This window comes from Silvibacterium sp., from assembly GCF_047605705.1.
Taxonomy (GTDB): Bacteria; Acidobacteriota; Terriglobia; order Terriglobales; family Acidobacteriaceae; genus Silvibacterium.
This window is the reverse complement of record NZ_JASGFD010000034.1, coordinates 22,331-38,937: the sequence shown is the minus strand read 5'-3', so window position 1 is coordinate 38,937 and position 16,607 is coordinate 22,331. Positions and strand designations below refer to the sequence as shown.

13 protein-coding genes are annotated in these 16,607 nt (G+C 63.3%); 10 read left to right on the top strand and 3 right to left on the bottom strand.

The features are described from left to right. Positions 1-83: 83 nt before the first annotated feature. Complete coding sequence (obgE, locus tag QM649_RS13235) at positions 84-1,109, bottom strand: GTPase ObgE (RefSeq protein WP_415199521.1); 1,026 nt, start codon at positions 1,107-1,109, stop codon at positions 84-86. A gap of 245 nt (positions 1,110-1,354) precedes the next feature. Between obgE and QM649_RS13230 the strand changes: the two genes are divergently transcribed. The 7 genes from QM649_RS13230 to QM649_RS13200 all read left to right on the top strand — a co-directional run bounded on the left by QM649_RS13230 (position 1,355) and on the right by QM649_RS13200 (position 12,635). Beyond that, entirely contained in the window at positions 1,355-4,627 is a 3,273-nt protein-coding gene (locus QM649_RS13230; RefSeq protein ID WP_415199520.1) for a TonB-dependent receptor domain-containing protein, read from the top strand. 310 nt (positions 4,628-4,937) lie between these two features. Further along, positions 4,938-8,408, top strand: coding sequence for a TonB-dependent receptor domain-containing protein (locus tag QM649_RS13225; RefSeq protein WP_415199519.1), 3,471 nt, complete (start codon positions 4,938-4,940; stop codon positions 8,406-8,408). Positions 8,409-8,637: 229 nt separating this feature from the next. Beyond that, positions 8,638-8,922: a hypothetical protein gene (locus QM649_RS13220; RefSeq protein WP_415199518.1), complete on the top strand. Its 285-nt coding sequence runs from the start codon at positions 8,638-8,640 to the stop codon at positions 8,920-8,922. After that, complete coding sequence (locus tag QM649_RS13215) at positions 8,849-9,340, top strand: PIN domain-containing protein (RefSeq protein ID WP_415199517.1); 492 nt, start codon at positions 8,849-8,851, stop codon at positions 9,338-9,340. The genes QM649_RS13220 and QM649_RS13215 overlap by 74 nt, the downstream gene beginning before the upstream one ends. 430 nt (positions 9,341-9,770) lie before the next feature. Continuing rightward, a complete protein-coding gene (mnmG, locus tag QM649_RS13210; protein ID WP_415199516.1) occupies positions 9,771-11,750 on the top strand; it encodes a tRNA uridine-5-carboxymethylaminomethyl(34) synthesis enzyme MnmG in 1,980 nt (659 codons plus the stop codon). An 84-nt stretch (positions 11,751-11,834) separates the two neighbouring features. Beyond that, positions 11,835-12,245 (top strand): hypothetical protein, encoded by a 411-nt coding sequence (locus tag QM649_RS13205; protein ID WP_415199515.1) that lies wholly within the window; start codon positions 11,835-11,837, stop codon positions 12,243-12,245. 117 nt (positions 12,246-12,362) lie between these two features. Beyond that, complete coding sequence (locus tag QM649_RS13200) at positions 12,363-12,635, top strand: hypothetical protein (RefSeq protein ID WP_415199514.1); 273 nt, start codon at positions 12,363-12,365, stop codon at positions 12,633-12,635. Between the two features lie 393 nt (positions 12,636-13,028). Here the strand turns inward: QM649_RS13200 and QM649_RS13195 are convergent, their stop codons facing one another. Next, on the bottom strand, positions 13,029-13,580 hold the full coding sequence (locus QM649_RS13195) for a MerR family transcriptional regulator (RefSeq protein ID WP_415199513.1): 552 nt from the start codon (positions 13,578-13,580) through the stop codon (positions 13,029-13,031). A gap of 200 nt (positions 13,581-13,780) precedes the next feature. Beyond that, positions 13,781-14,080 (bottom strand): hypothetical protein, encoded by a 300-nt coding sequence (locus tag QM649_RS13190; RefSeq protein WP_415199512.1) that lies wholly within the window; start codon positions 14,078-14,080, stop codon positions 13,781-13,783. Positions 14,081-14,300: 220 nt separating this feature from the next. On the opposite strand from QM649_RS13190, the gene QM649_RS13185 reads away from it, so the two are divergent. The 3 genes from QM649_RS13185 to pyrR all read left to right on the top strand — a co-directional run bounded on the left by QM649_RS13185 (position 14,301) and on the right by pyrR (position 16,570). Then, entirely contained in the window at positions 14,301-14,903 is a 603-nt protein-coding gene (locus QM649_RS13185; protein WP_415199511.1) for a hypothetical protein, read from the top strand. A 307-nt stretch (positions 14,904-15,210) separates the two neighbouring features. Continuing rightward, positions 15,211-15,891 (top strand): hypothetical protein, encoded by a 681-nt coding sequence (locus QM649_RS13180; RefSeq protein WP_415199510.1) that lies wholly within the window; start codon positions 15,211-15,213, stop codon positions 15,889-15,891. 115 nt (positions 15,892-16,006) lie between these two features. Beyond that, positions 16,007-16,570: a bifunctional pyr operon transcriptional regulator/uracil phosphoribosyltransferase PyrR gene (gene pyrR, locus QM649_RS13175; protein WP_415199509.1), complete on the top strand. Its 564-nt coding sequence runs from the start codon at positions 16,007-16,009 to the stop codon at positions 16,568-16,570. The last annotated feature ends 37 nt before the right edge of the window (positions 16,571-16,607 follow it).

Sequence of the window (16,607 nt, the reverse complement as noted above, 5' to 3'; positions counted from 1 at the left end):
AGAAGTTATCGGCGTTCTTCTAGGGGACCCTACTTTCAAACATTCCTACTCCGCATCTATTTGCGGAGTAGGAATTGAGCGCTTTAGCCGATCTCCGCAGCCTTATATTCCGCCACCTTGGCCCCGATCGCATACTTCAGAGCCTCGATGCCCTGTCCGGTCACTGCGGAAATCTCGTAGAAGTCGAGCTTGCGGCGTTTCGCCGCGGCCTTCAGCTTCTTGAGCTTCTCCGGATTGGCGGAGTCGATCTTGGTCGCCACCACGATCATCGGCTTCTCGTCGAGGCCGTGGCCGAAGCTCTCCAGCTCCTTCAGGATCACCTTGAAGTCTTCCACCGCATCCGGACGGCCGCTCGCGTCCGACACATCCACCAGGTGGACGAGCAGGCGCGTGCGCTCGATGTGTCGCAGGAACTGCGTGCCAAGTCCGGCGCCGAGGTGCGCGCCCTCGATCAGCCCGGGAATGTCGGCGACGACGAAGCTCTGCTCATGCGGCTCCTCGCCCACCGAGACCACGCCGAGGTTCGGCTGCAGTGTCGTGAAGGGATAGTCGGCAATCTTCGGCTTCGCCGCCGAGATGCGCGAGATCAGCGTCGACTTGCCCGCATTGGGGAAGCCCACCAGGCCCACATCGGCCAGCACCTTCAGCTCGAGGCGCAGCATGCGCTCTTCGCCCGGGAAGCCGGGCTCGTGCTCGCGCGGCGCCTGGTGCGTGGAGGTGGCGAAGTGCTGGTTGCCGCGGCCTCCGCGGCCGGCCTTGGCGATGACCACTCGCTCGTCGGGCAGGCGGAAGTCATGAATCAGCTCGCCCGTCTCCTGGTCGTAGACAGCGGTGCCGACCGGCACCTGCAGGATGATGTCCTTGCCGTCCTTGCCGGTGCAGTTCGAGCCGAGCCCGTGCTCGCCGCGCTCGCCCTTATGCTCCGGGTTATAGCGGAAGAAGATCAGCGTGTTGTGGCGCTGGGTCGATTCCATGATGACGTTGCCGCCGCGGCCGCCGTCTCCACCGGAGGGACCTCCTCGGGGGACAAACTTCTCGCGACGGAAGGCCATGCAGCCATTACCTCCGTCACCGGCTTTTACGCGGATTTTTGCTTCGTCGATGAACATTGTGAACTAACAGTTTATCGGATCGGGTACGCTTCCAGACACCTCACCAGGGAAACAGAAGAACATCGGCGAACGGTCGCGGGCGGAAGGAGTGAGCCGCAGGGCCGTGCGGCGGCCGCGCGCGTGTGTCTACAGCAGGGTTTGCGCGGGCTTTCCGGGTGCGGACGGCGAGGCGTGCGGTGCCATTCCGAAGACGGTCGCGGGGCGGGTCAGGGTGTCGGAAAAGGAGCCAGTGGCTGGCAGCCATGCTGCTGCTGTGCGCGGTGCTGGCGGCCATCCCTGCATGGGCGCAGTCGCCCACCGGGGGCGCGGTCTCCGGAACCATCCGAGACGCGGGCGGCCGTCTCTTCGCGGCGCTCATCACGCTCAGGAACACGGCCACCGGCGACGAAATCCAGGTCCTGAGCGACCGGAAGGGGAATTTCCGCTTTGGCGAGGTCGCGCCGGGCGTCTACACCATGCGCATCAACGCGCCTGGCTTCGCGGTGTGGCGGGCGGAGAGCGTCACCGTCGAGGTGGGCCGGGTGACGGCGATGACCGCGCAGCTGACCATGGCCGCCATCGAGCCGAAATGGAAGGCGCGGCAGCGCAAGACGGTAGCCGCCGCGCAGCCCGCGCTCAGTGACAATCTGGACGAGGGCGCGGTCGACAACCTGCCCTCGGCCACCGGCGACCGCAGCGCGGCGGCCGGGCTTTCGGCAGGCGCCGTGACCCCGGCTGTGGGTGCGGATGAAGCAGGCGCGGCGGCAGGCGTGAGTTATCGCGGCCTGAGCCCCATGCTGAACGCGGCCACGGTGGACGGCATCGACAACACGCTGGCCTTTCATGCGCAGACGCGCGGCAACACCAGCGGAGGCTACGCCACGGCGCAGGCCGCCATCCGCGAGTTCCAGGTGAGCACGGCCAATGCCGGCTCCGAGTACGGCCACGCCGCCGGAGGCGTGGTGAGCACGGTGACGCGCGGCGGCAGCAATCACCTGCACGGCGAAGCGGCGTTCTACGATCGCGATGCCGCCTGGGGCGCGGGCAATGGCTATCAATCGCTCACGGAGAAGGACGCAGCGGGCGACTGGGTGAGCGTCCCCTACAAGCCGACGGATGTGCGCCGCGAAGGCAGCGCCTCGGCAGGCGGCCCGCTGCGGCGGGACAAGCTCTTCTGGCTGGGGGCCTTCGAGATGCAGCGGCGGGATTTCCCCGGCGTGGCGCGGGCGAATCTGCCGGAGACCTTCTTCGCCGCACCCAGCGCGCAGAACGTGGCGACGCTGGCAGCGCGGGCCGGGCTCTCCGACGCCGCGGCTCTCACGGCCTGGGATACCGCGCTGGGCGAGCTGGCCGGGATGCTGGGCAACGTCCCGCGCACCGCGAACCAGGAGAACGGCTTCGCCCGGCTCGACTGGCGGCCGAACAATCGCCACAGCCTGCTGCTGGAGGCAGGCGGGATGGGCCGCAAATCGACCAACGGCGCGCTGGCCGCGGCGACCGAGACCTACGGCGTGGGTAGCTTCGGGACCAGCTCGACGACCAGCGAAACCGCCATAGGTGGCTGGACCTACACCGTGAGCCCCAGCCTGCTCAACGCGGCGCGCTTCGGCTACAGCCGCGAGCGGCTGGCGCAGCTTCCGAGCAAGCCGGCGGCCTTCGAGCAGACGCTGACCAGCGCCGCATGGGGGCTGGCACCGCAGGTGGCCGTCGACCGTACGAATGGCTTCACCTTCGGCACGCGTACGGCCAGCGACAAGCGCGCCTATCCGGACGAGCAGCGCCAGCAGTTCGTGGACGGCATCTCGTGGGTTCACCACAAGCACGCCGTGAAACTCGGCTTCGATTACGGGCACGTGCAGGACGTGATCGACGGACTAAACGGGCAGACCGGCGCGTACTCGTATTCCTCGCTGCTGAACTTCATGTCGGACCTGATCGCGCCGGACTCCTGCGATGGCTCTTCGACCGGGGCAGGGAAGTATCCCTGCTACTCGTACTACCGGCAGACGGTGGGCCTGCCGGACTGGTCGATCGAAACAGAAGATTACGGCGCGTATCTCTCGGATGAGTGGAAACTGACGCGGCGACTGACGCTTTCGGCCGGTGTGCGCTACGAGCGCGAGCGCCTGCCGGATACGAATCGGACGGTCGTGAACGCGGCGCTGCCACAGACCGGCTTCCTGCCGCAGGATCGCAACAACTATGGTCCTCGCGCCGGATTCGCGTGGGACATCTTCGGCTCCGGCCGCACCGTCATCGAGGCGGGCGCGGGCGTTGCGTATGGGCGCATCCCCAACGCGGCGGTGTATAGCGCGGTCACGCTCACGGGCAGCGGCGTGGGCGCGCAGAGCTACTACGCCAAGCCGCTCGATGTGGGCGCGCCGCCGTTTCCCTATGTCTTTGGCGCCTCCTCCGTGCTGCCGATCGTGCCCCAGGCCGTGTACTTCGATCGCCATTTCCAGAACCCCGAGGTGATGCAGGGCGCGGCGACGCTGCAGCAGCGCGTCGGGAGGCAGACGGTGGTGAGCCTCAGCGGCATCGTCGCGCTGAGCCGCGAGCTGATGAAGGTGGTAGATCGCAACGTAGACCTCACCACTACGGGAACCATCCGCTACACCATCGACGACCCCGATCACCTCGGTCCTCTCGATGCGTCGGTCGAGCACGACAGTCGTTTCTACTACAAGCGATTGAACCCGGCGTACGACGCCATCTACGCGCTGGAGAGCGAGACGAACGCGAAGTATGAGGCGGGCACATTAAAGCTGACGCGACGGCAGGGTGCGATGCAGTTCAACATCGGTTACACCTACGCGCATGCGTGGGACGGCAACCCGGCGACATCGGCGCTGGTGACGGAAAGCGGCCTCTACGACCCGCTGCAACCGGGCCTCGAATGGGCGGCGTCGAGCTTCGACGCGCGTCAGAGGATCGCCGGGCAGGTGGTGCTGCACGAGCCCTGGCACTTCAAGAAGTGGGCCGGCCGCGCCTTCACCGGCTACACCCTGGCCATGACCGGCGAGTGGCGCAGCGGCCTACCGTACTCCATGCAGACGACCGGCTCCATCCCGGCGTTGGCCTGCTCCTATGAGCAATGGCTGCAGTCCGGCGCGGATTGCGCGGCCATCGACGATCCCGGCGTCATCACGGGCTCCTATGTTCCGATCAGCGGGCTGGGGGAGAGCCTGAACGGGCTGGGAGGCGGCAACCTCGTGCCCTGGATTGGGCGGAACACGTATCGCCGCCCACCAGTGACCAATATGGATGTGCGGGTAGCGAAGCGGACCTCGCTGACCGAGCGCGTTTCACTCGAAGTGATGGCCGAGGCCTTCAATGCGCTCAATCACCAGAATGTGACTTCGATCGAAACGATCGGTTACTACGCCGATAACAGCGCGACAGAGACGAATGATGGCCGGCTGACCTATCTGAGCGGGGCGACGGGGAAGTCGGCCTTCGGAACCGTGACCTCGGCGAACACCTCGGCCGCGTACCGGCAGCGCCAGCTGCAGGCCGGGGTAAAGCTTAGATTCTAGGGTTGTTGCCTTCGCGCAAGCAGTTCTCGCGGATCAGGTGTGTGCGTTGCCATTGACGGGGATCAAGCGGCAATTGTTTCAGATTGTCACAAACTATTTATAAGACTGTGGCAACGTAGATAGGCAGGATTGGAAATCCTGCTGCGGTAGGACCGTGAGAACAGCTTTGCTGCGTGCTGACTTTTGCCCCGTGGGATGGGCTAAGCCGGGTTAGAGCTGCGAGCCACACCGTAGAGAAGCGGCCGGGATATCGAAATGGCCGCAAAGCAGGAAGCAGTTTTTTAGGAGAGCCAAGAGAATGAAGAATCGTATGAGCCGTAGCCGCGGTTTTCGTGGCTGTGTGTTCTCGCTGGTGCTGGCCGGTCTGTGTTGGACCTCGGCCATGGCGCAGTCGACGACCCAGGGTGCTATCGCCGGAACGGTGGAAGACGCATCGGGCGCTGTCATCGGCGGCGCGAATGTGGTGCTGCACAACGATGGCACCAATGCCGAAATCAAGCTGACGACCGACGCGAGCGGCTACTTCAAGGCCCCGCTGGTCAACCCCGGCACCTACACCGTCACCATCACCGCAAGCGGCTTCGGTACCTATAACGCGAATAGCGTGGCGGTCACCGTCGGTTCGCTCACCGAGCTGCATCCCTCGCTGAACACCGGTTCCACGAGTGAGTCGGTGACGGTCTCCGGCGAAGCGCCGGTGCTCAAGTTCGAGTCTCCGGAAATCTCCGAGACCCTGACCTCGAAGGAAATCGTGAACCTGCCGCTGAACGGCGGCCGCTGGTCGAACCTGGCGCTGCTGACGCCCGGTGCCGTGGCGGACGCGAACGGCTTCGGTCTCATCAGCTTCCGCGGCATCAGCCCGCTGCTCAACAACGTCGAAATCGACGGCGCGGACGACAACCAGGCCTTCTTCTCGGAAGAGCGCGGACGTACGCGTGAAGGCTACTCGACCTCGCAGATCGCGATTGCCGAGTTCCAGGTGAATACCGGCGTTTACTCGGCCGAGTTCGGCCGCGCGGCAGGCGGCGTACTGAACGCCATTACCAAGAGCGGTACCAACCAGATCCACGGCCAGACCTACTTCTACGATCGCGACAACGACTGGGGCGCGCTGAACCCGTTCACCACCTTCACCAGCGTGACCGAGCCCGCTTCGGGCGGCGCTCCGAACATCGTTACCGGCGAGCCCTTCCAGCCCAAGGACTGGCGCAAGCGCTGGGGCTTCGGCGCCGGCGGTCCGCTCCTCAAGGACAAGCTCTTCTGGTTCTATGCCTATGACCAGTACCGCCGTAACTTCCCCGGCGTAGCCAAGCCGGCTTCTCCGAGCGCTTTCTTCAACCAGTACGCGGACACGAGCCTGCCGACCGGCGCGGCTTGCACCTCCACCTCTACGGCATCGAGCTTTACCGGCAGCGGTTCGGCGGGCGACGCGGGCGCCTGCGCCCTGGCCTGGCGCGTGTACGGCGGCAGCTATGCCACCGCGGCGCTTCACTACGATCAGCTGCTCTACGGCTCGGCGGTTTCGACGCTGACCGGTCTGAGCACGCCCGGCCTGCTCGACGACCTCGGCACCACGCCGCGTACCGGCGATGAAGTGCTGAACACCCCCAAGCTCGACTGGCAGATCTCCGGCACCGAGCACCTGAGCCTGCTCTACCATCGCCTGCGCTGGGATTCGCCGGGCGGCGTGCAGACCCAGACCTCGAACAACTACGCCGTCGACACCTTCGGTACCGACTTCGTGAAGCTCGACTACGGCCTTGCCGAACTGGCCAGCGTCTTCTCGCCCTCGCTCTCGAACGAACTGCGCTTCCAGTACGGCCGCGAGCTGGACGATGAAGGCCAGCAGGCCCACAGCGCCTTCACCCAGGACTACCTCACCAACTCCACCGGCGTGCCCGTGCAGCTTTCCATCTACGGTGGCGCGACGAACAACGGCTTCACCGCCGGCATGCCGTACTACTCCTTCCGCGCGGCCTATCCGGACGAGCGCAAGACGCAGCTGGGCGACACCGCCAACTGGACCTACAAGAACCAGAACATCAAGTTCGGCTTCGATATCCTGCGCAACGCCGACACCATCAACAATCTCTACGAGAGCAACGGTGTGTACACCTACACCTACTTCTCGGACTTCTTCGCGGACATCCTGAAGCCCGGCGGCACCTGCGACAGCTCCGAATCGCAGACGGGCCTGGGCGGCGATCCCTGCTACTACGGCTTCACCCAGGGCTTCGGTACGCCGAAGTTCACCATCACCACTATGGACTACGGCTTCTTCGTGCAGGATGACTGGAAGCTGACCCCGCGCCTCACGCTGAACGTGGGCGTGCGTTACGACTACGAGCACGTTCCGCCGCCATTCCCTTCGCTGATCGCGACCGAGAAGTATCCCTATGCGCCGACCGCGAACCAGCCGAGCGACAAGAACAACATCGGTCCGCGCGTAGGTCTTTCATGGGATCCCTACGGCCAGGGCAAGATGGTGGTCCACGCCGGTTATGGCCTCTACTACGGCCGTATCCTGAACGGCATCATCCTGAACACGTATGAAGCCACGGGCAGCCCGCTCGGCCAGTACACCGTGCCTTCCATCTACGGTGACGCGGCGAGCGCGACCGTGCCGCAGTTCCCGCAGGTCATCTCCACCGGCACCTTCCCGACGCCGAGCCTGGACTACTTCGCCAAGAACTTCCAGGCCCCGCAGACGCAGGAATTCGACCTGAGCGTGCAGCAGGACTTCGGCCACGGCAACACCTTCACCATCAGCTATCTCGGTTCGACGGCCCGCGAGCTGCCGAACTTCCTCAACCTGAACCTGAATCCCTCGTCGCTGGCGACTTCCACCAGCACGGCGCAGGCGACCATGTATCAGACCACGCTGACGGTTACGCCGAAGACCTCCGGCGGCAGCTGCGGACCGCTGGCCTGTGGCACCACCATCACCTCGAACGTCTACGCCAAGACGGCGAAGCCGAAGAGCGGCAGCACCATCAACACCTACGTGAATCCGGACTTCGGCTCGGTCACCGAGGTGGTGAGCAACATCAACTCGAGCTACAACGCGCTGGCGGTCGACTTCACCAACCGCAGCAACAAGTACGCCCAGTTCGATGTGAACTACACCTGGTCGCACGCGCTCGACTTCAACCAGAACGAGAGCACCTCGCCCTCGACGAACAACTGGTACGATCCGTGGAACAATCCGCGGGCGAACTACGGCAACTCGACCTTCAACGTGCCGAACCGCTTCGTGGCCTGGGCACTGTTGAACTATCCGGGCAACGCCGCCGACTGGAAGAAGTACCTGATCAACAGCTGGCACCTGAATCCGGTCATCCAGATTCAGAATGGCCTGCCTTACTCGGCGGCGATCACCGGCACCCAGCCCAGCGAGACCTACGGCAACTACACGTACGCTGCGGCGAGCTCGGGCATGAACGGCTCGGCCACCTCGACCTACCTGACCCAGATCGGCCGCGATACCTACATGCAGCCGAAGACGGCGGACGTCGATCTTCGCCTCGAAAAGGACCTCCCCGTCAGCCAGCGTTTCAACGTCGAGCTGCTGGGCGAAGTCTTCAACGTCTTCAACCACGTCAACGTAACGGGCGTGACCTCGACGGCCTACTCGATTTCGGGCTCGAACCTGGTCTACAACCCGTTCTCGACGACGGGCGGCGTGAGCGGCGAGTCGGGCTTCGGCTCGGTAACGAATGCAAACTCGAACTTCGTGTACAGCCAGCGCCAGGTGCAGCTGGGTCTGAAGCTCGACTTCTAAACCTGCAAGAGAAACTCCGGCGGCGGCCTTCGGGCCGCCGCTTTTATTTTGGGCTGTTTCATTCCCAAGCACAAAGACTGCAAATTCGGGAGGATGAGGGTGCCCCGTCCAGGCTCTGCTTTTGGGCGGGAGGCACGACCCTCTCTGCGCCTTTTGTGGAGCATGGAGGATATTTGTTAAGGGGTGTTTTCCCTGTGCGGGCTCCTGCTTCGGGACTATCATGAAGGGCATGGCAACGATTCACATCTCGGCAGCCGAGGCAGCGCGCGATTTCGCGAATCTGCTGGAGCAGGTGCGCGCGGGTGCGGAAGTCGTGATCGAAGATGGACCGAAGACCGTGGCGGTGTTGAAGGCGCCAGCCTTACCGCGCAGATCCATTTCTGAATCCATTGCATTGGCCGAGGCACGCTCGAAAGAGCTGGGCTATGAGTCCGTGATGGATGCTGAGTTTGCAGCCGATCTCGAAGAGATCATCCGCAACCGTAAGCCCCGCGACACCTCAGCGTGGGACTGATCCCGTGGGGTTCATTCTAGACACTTCTATCCTGATTGCCAGCGAGCGTCGCAGGGAGCCTGTCGAAGGCATTCTTCGCAGGGTGCGGGCCTTGCACGGGGAAGTTGATGTAGCGCTTTCAGCCGTAAGCGTCGTTGAGCTTACGCATGGCATGTTTCGCGCAAGAACGAGCGAACAACGCGAGAGGCGACGCATCTTCGCGGAAGGGGCTTTGCAGGATCTGATTGTGCATCCATTTTCACTGGAAATTGCACAACTCGCGGGAAAGATCGAAGGCGAGCAGGCGGCGCGAGGCATTGTGATTGGCTTCGAAGACCTCCTGATCGGAGCGACGGCCCTTCATCTCGGCTTCGGCGTGGCCACCCTCAACGTAAAGCACTTCCAGCTAATCCCCGGCCTGCAGATCGTCCAGCTCTGAGATCTTGCGTCCCACATCTCAAAGCCGAGATGTGATGTGAGCCGATTGCCCCAAGGGGCAAAGCCACTCAGGCTTTCGTGGGATGCCCTGCCTCCTTCTGGCAATGGTCAGGTGCACAACCGACTCCCTAGTATCACTCTCATCCTGATTGCTGCTGCCAGAGGGGGAGCGTATGGCGATAAATTTCCACGAAGAACACGACTATATCTACTGCAAGGAATGCGGGGGTGCCGCGATCGCAAATCGCACGCCGAGAGAGAGCGGATCGGAAGGCGGATTCGATTCCCATTGCCTGGAATGCCGTGCCGAGTTCATCTTCCATCCGGTGACGCCGGCGGAATCGCTGGCCTGACGCGATCGTTAGCCGGACGCACCGGGCAGGCGGGAACCGGGCGGATTCTGCCGGCCCCACGATAAAATAAAGTCTGCAATGGCTTTCACCGAACAATACGACGTGCTGGTCGTGGGCGCGGGGCATGCCGGCTGCGAGGCAGCCATGGCCTCGGCGCGCATGGGACTGCGCACGGCGCTGTTCACCCTCAACCTCGACCTCATCGCGCAGATGTCCTGCAACCCCGCCATCGGCGGCATCGCCAAGGGGCATCTTGTCCGCGAAGTGGATGCGCTCGGCGGCATCATGGGGGAGGTGGCCGACGCGGTCGGCATCCAGTTCCGCCTGCTGAATACCTCGCGTGGACCGGCCGTCTGGTCGCCGCGCGCGCAGTGCGACAAACAGCAATATCGCGTGAAGATGCGCGAGGTGCTGGAGTCGCAGCCGAACCTGTTCATCAAGCAGGCCGAAGTCATCGATGTGGTCATCGAGAACCCCACAGAGAGCACAGGCGAAGGCGAGCCTCGCATCGTCGGCGTCAAGCTGCGCGACGGACGCACCATCCTCGCCGGCGCGACCGTCATCACCACGGGCACCTTTCTCAACGGACTGATTCACTGCGGCGAAGAGCAGTATCCTGCCGGCCGCAGCGGTGAGCCGCCTGCGATCCTGCTGGGCGAATCGCTGAAACGGCTGGGCCTGCGCGGTTGCCGCCTCAAGACCGGCACCCCGCCGCGTCTCGATGGCCGCACCATCGACTGGGCTCGCTTCGAAGAGCAGCCGGGCGATGCCGATCCGACGCCCTTCAGCTTCCGCACGAAGACGCTGCCCATGCGGCAGATCTCCTGCCACATTGCCTACACCACGCCCGAGACGCTCGCGATCATTCGCGAGAACGTGCTGCGTTCGCCCATGTACTCGGGGCAGATTTCGGCCACCGGGCCGCGCTACTGTCCCTCCATCGAAGACAAGGTCGTGAAGTTTCCCGACAAGGCGCAGCATCAGTTCTTCCTCGAGCCCGAGGGGCTGAACACGCACGAGGTCTACGTCAACGGCATGTCGACATCGCTGCCAATGGAAGTGCAATGGCAGATTGTGCGCTCGATCCCCGGCCTCGAGAACGCCGAGATGCTGCGGCCCGGCTACGCCATCGAATACGACGCCATCGACCCGACCGAGCTCGACCGCTCGCTGCGTGTGAAGAGCTTCCGCGGACTCTATCTTGCCGGCCAGATCAACGGCACCTCGGGCTACGAGGAGGCGGCGTGCCAGGGCATCATGGCGGGCATCAATGCGGCGCTCGCGGTGCGCGGTCTCGCTCCGTTCACGCTCGACCGCACCGAAGCCTACACCGGCATCCTGATCGACGACCTCATCTCGAAGGGCACCAACGAGCCCTACCGCATGTTCACCTCGCGGGCGGAGTTCCGCCTGCACCTGCGCATCGATAACGCCGATCGCCGCCTCACGCCCTATGGCCGCAGGCTGGGCCTCATCGGGGACGAGGCGTGGTCCGAGTACGAGGCCAAGCAGGCGCGTGCGGTGGCGCTCGAAAAGCTGCTAACCGCGCGTAAGGTCGTGCCGGAGCGCGTAACCGGGTGCGTGCCGGAGATTGCTTCCGCAGGTCTGCAGGGCCACACCTACGCGCAGGTGCTCAAGCGGCCCGAGGCGACCATCGAAGCACTCTATCCTCTGATCCGCGAAGAGCTGGTCACGCTCCAGCAATCAGAGCAGGACGAGCGTTTCGCCGCATGGCTCGAGCAGACAGAAGGCACGTTGACCGCGCAGGTGCGCAACGAGATCAAGTCGGTCGAGACCGAGATCAAGTACGCCGGGTACCTCGACCAGCAGAAACGCTCGATGGAGAAGCTGAAGAAGGCCGAGGGCAAGGCCATCCCTGAGTGGTTCGATTACGCCGCCGTCAGCGGGCTCTCGCGCGAAATGCAGGAGAAGCTGCTGCGCGTGCGTCCTGCGACCATCGGGCAGGCGAGCCGCATTCCGGGTGTAACCCCGGCAGCGCTCTCGTTGATTCACGTGTACATCGAAATCCAGGCGCGGCGGGCGGCAAAGGCCGTGTAGCCGGCTGGATTTCAGGAAAGACGCCTGAAGCGGCTTTCTGCAGTCCAATCAACAGGCAGTTTTATACGACGAAAGGTGACCTGCATGTACAGGAGACTCGCCACGGTGGTGGTGTGCGCCGGTTTTATGTCCGGCCTTATGTCCGGGATGACGGCTTTGGCCGAGAGCGCGGTGACAGCCTATCCGAAGGTCAAGGTGACGGTTCCGGCCGACCAGGTAAAGTCCGGCAAGGCGGAACAGCGGGAAGGCACGCTGAACCTCGATGCCGACTCGAAGAATGTGCTCTTCGTGGTGAAGGAAGCGGTGCAGCGGACGGTTCCCTATGGGCAGATCTCCGGGCTACAGTTTTTCATGGCGAATCACCTGCTCCGGATCATTTACCGCGACGGCTCGGGACGCCAGAATTACGTGGATTTCGAGCTGCCGCAGTCCAGCCAGGCGGACCTGCTGAAGCAGTTGCAGGCAGAGACGGGTATCGCCGTCCGGCTGACCTGAATGGAACGGAAGTCGTAGTCAGAGGCAAGAAATTGACGTGCATCCGGCCAAAAGCTGGTGCATAGTGAGGAAATGTCCGGCGGCGGGACACCGCCGCGCGGAGTGCGGGGGCTGGATATGGTTTGGGACGTCTCGTTTACATGTGACATTTGCGGGAAAAAGAAGGGCGAGGCCAATCACTGGTGGATGGCGATCGTCGGCGATGTCCCCTGCTTTGAGGAAGGACAGCCGTCCGGCCGCTTCACGCTGATGCCCTGGAACATCGCCGAGAGCCGCAGCCAGGAGATCTACCACCTCTGCGGACAGGGCTGCGCGATGCAGGCCATGGAGCGCTTCATGAATACCGGCGAAATCGAGTCCGAGCTGGGCGAATACCAGAGCCATCGGTAGAGGTATATCGACAGGCGCGGTGAGCAGGCTTGTCATCCCGACCGGAGCGAACCGGGCTCCCCGACGCGCCGGGTGCCCCATGTCCCGACTTTGAGACATGGGTTCGCAGAATGGCAGAATGCCGGGTGCCCCATCCAAGCTCCGCTTCGGTGGGAGAGAAAACCGCCTGTAGTCTTATCCGGTCCAGCGAAGAACTGCAGGTTCCTCCACTCCGCGGCCTGCGTCCGCTCCGGTCGGAATGACAGTTTGTGTTTGTGGAGGAAAGAACCCCGGGTGCCCCATGTCTCGATTTTGAGACATGGGTTCGCAGAATGCCGGCGGTGGTCCATGCAAGCCCGGTATTGGCTTGAGTGGGGTGCAAACAGCCTCATCGCGAAGCCTTAAAAGATGCTTCTAAGCGTCGAAGAGGCTCGGTCCCGGAGTTTTTGTTGTGCGGACCTCACGCGGTCCCGCATGGCGGTTCGGACGCGCGGACGCGGCCTCGGGTGGGCCCGAGAGCAGCCCCAGAATATCTTTCAATTCAGCACGGAGCCTGTTGAGCCGCGCCTCGATCGCCTGCGTAGCGGCCTCGTTGCCGGTTTTGCTGCCACTCGCGTTCGCGCCGTTAGACACCGCGGCATGGCCGGGCAGCGGAAGCTCGGCCTGGGCCTTCTTACGTGGCTCCTTGGCCTCGGCGGCAAAGACCTGCCGCGCGCCGGCGATGGTGTAGCCCTCGGAGTAGAGCAGGCTCTTGATGCGGAGTACGAGTTCGACATCGCGGCGGCGATAGAGACGCTGGCCGGTGCCGCTCTTGTTCACGCGTAGCTGGGGGAATTCGGATTCCCAGAAACGAAGGACGTAGGCCTCGATACCGCACAGCTTCGCGACTTCACCGATACGGAAATAGAGCTTGTCGGGGATCGGAGCTTCGGGACCGGTTTGCCGCTGGGACGCGTTTTTGGCCATCTGCACCTGAGAAGAGGGGACTGCATTCCAGGCTGGCCCGCGAGAGCGATTCTCGCCGCGCCTTCGCCCCAGCCGCTTCCAGAGAAAAGTATAGGCCATGGGAAGCAGCCCGGGGCAAGCGATTTCTGCACAGGGTGTGGTGCAGAGAAGGGTTCACGGCCGATCGGGAATTTGTATCCGTCACTGGACGGAATAGGGTTTCAGGATGCTTTGGGCGGCGGTTCGGAGAATTTGTTCTCCAATGCCGAGAGGCGTCTATCGACCTCCATCGAAGTTTTCAGCTCTTGAAACTGGCGGAGTATCAGGACTTCCAGACTGGAAAAGCGATCGTCCATCCGGCGTTCGAGTGAGTCGACACGATGCTCGAGCGCTTCGACTCGTTGCCCCAATCCATCGATGCGCCCATCCAGACGGCGCTCCATCGTCTCGATGCGCACAGAAACAGCGCGCAGCTCCGGCGCGAGGAAGTCCTGGATCACCTGCCAGGTTTCCTCGATCATCCCCATAGCCTCCATTCTGCCACCGGATGCCGCTCACCTCTCTGGTCTTTCCTCATGAGGAAGCTCTTGAGCATCACGTCCGTGATCTCGTTCCTGCACGATCGCTGCGACGTGTGTGATGAATCGTGATCGGCCATTTCTATCTGCGCCGGAGAGAAAAAGGAACGATCGCGCCAGGAATCGCGTATCTTTCGCTCAAGTTGGTTTTGTGGGGGCCGGGATGAAACGAGCAATGGTGGCATGCGCTGCGGCGCTGGCGGTACTGATGACGGCGGGCTGCCGTGTGCAGGTGGATAAGGACGACAACGGCAAGGAAAAGAACGTCAAGATCGACACGCCGCTCGGCGGCCTGCACGTGAAGGCGGACCAGACGACAGCCGCGGACGTAGGTTTGCCGGTGTATCCGGGTTCAACGATCGCCGCGGATAAGGACGGCAACAATTCAGCCGATGTCCATCTCGGCTTCGGCGAGTGGCAGATTCGCGTACGTGCGGTGACCTATCACACAGGGGATTCGCAGGACGCAGTGGTGTCCTTCTACCAGAAAGCGCTCGGCCGCTATGGTGACGTCGTGCGCTGCAAGGGCAACGATGCGGTAGGCACGCCGACAGTGACGCGCGAAGGCCTGAACTGCAGCGATAACGACGGCAACAAGACGAACGTCCACGTCCTCCATGACGGAGAGCTTTCGCTCAAGGCCGGCTCGCGGCATCACCAGCACATCTTCGCCGTGCAGCAGAGCGATGGTACGGGCACAAAATTCACATTGGTCGAGCTGCAGCTGCCCACGAGCGTGAGCGAGGACGACAAGGACTCGAACTGAAGGGCGTTCGAACGTATGCTCTCAGCGCGAAAGCTAAGGCCGTCTCGACAGAGTTTCTGATTGCCTGCATCTGGCAGAATTTCTAAAGAAGCCTGTCATTCCGACCGGAGTAAGACGGTTGTATCGTCTCGCGGAGTGGAGGAACCTGCAGTCTGGCCCGCGCAGCGAGGATATTCCGGGGCGAGCCGCCTCACTGCAGGTTCCTCCACCCTCGCGGCCGGTCACCACGGTGTGGCCCGAGTGGGCGGGAGACGGCAGCGGGTGATTGCGCTCGGTTGCCGCGCTGAGATAGGGTCGAAGTGTGGAAATGCTCTGCCATCGCTGTAGTACGGCGCTGAATACGTCCGAGTCCTTCTGTCCGCATTGCGGCGCGCCCCAGTTGCGCTACGAGCCGGTAGAGGAGACGGATGAGGCTGCGAGCGTGCAAACGCTGGGCCAGGGATCCTCCTTTACGCCGGGCCGCGATCCGGGCGTGGTGCTCTGGAAGCCGGCGATTCTGACTGCCGCGATGCTTGCCCTTCCGGTAGGCATTCTTTCGTCGCTGCTGGATTTCGGCGCGCTGTGGGTCATCGGCGGTGGAATCATGGCGATCTCGCTCTATCGCCGCCGCACCGGGCTGATGCCCGCGCGGAGCACGGGCTGGCGCATCGGTGGCCTGCTGGGCGTGATGGCCGCCTTCGTCGCGAATGCCGCGGACGGCCTCACCATGGTGCTCAAACGCTACCTGCTGCACAACGGCGCATCCATCGACCGCCAGTTTCAGGAGCTGGGTCAGCAGATGACCACGCAGATGGCGCACTCCAACCCCGAGGCGGCGGCAACGATTCCCTGGTTCCTGCATTTCTGGCTTACTCCGGACGGCACGGCGGCCATGGCCCTGATGGGCGCGGCCGGGTCGGCGCTGGCCATGTTGCTTTTTGCCGCGGCGGGCGGCGCAATCGGTGTGAGAATTGCGGGCTTCGGCAGCCGGACGGCGCGGAGCTCCTGAATACGATAGAGATTGGCTTCGCGAACGCAGGCAGAATAGCTTCGCATACAGAATGGTCCTGCAGTGACTTGCCCAGCGCTGCGCAGCCTCGTATCATCCGGCAAGAGCCTACCTTATGTCCCAAGAAAAACCGCAATTGCGCGAAAAGGGCCGAATTATGTCGGCCTCCGAGATTGAGCGCACTCTGGTGCGCCTTGCCCACGAGATCATCGAAAAGAACAACGGCGCGGACCGCCTTGGCCTGGTCGGCATCAAGCGGCGCGGTGTGCCGCTGGCCGAACGGCTGGCGAAGCTGATCGGCGCCATCGAGAAGCGGACCATCGACACTGGCGTGCTGGACATCCAGTTCTATCGCGACGATCTTTCGACGCACAGCGCGCGGCCCGTGGTGGCCGAGGGCTCGCTGGGCTTCGACGTGGCGGACCGCAACATCGTGCTGGTGGATGACGTCCTGTACACGGGACGCACGATCCGCGCGGCGCTGGATGGTTTGTTCGACTTCGGACGGCCGCGGCGGGTGCAGCTGCTCACGCTGATCGACCGCGGGCATCGCGAGCTGCCGATCGAGGCGACGTTCGTGGGCCGCAAGGTGCCGACCTCGAGCCGCGAGATTATTGAAGTGAAGTTACGCGAAATCGATAACGACGAGCAGGTAGTGCTGGTGGAGCGGGTGGAATAACCACCCGCTCGATGATCGTTAGGGGATCGTTTGAGTA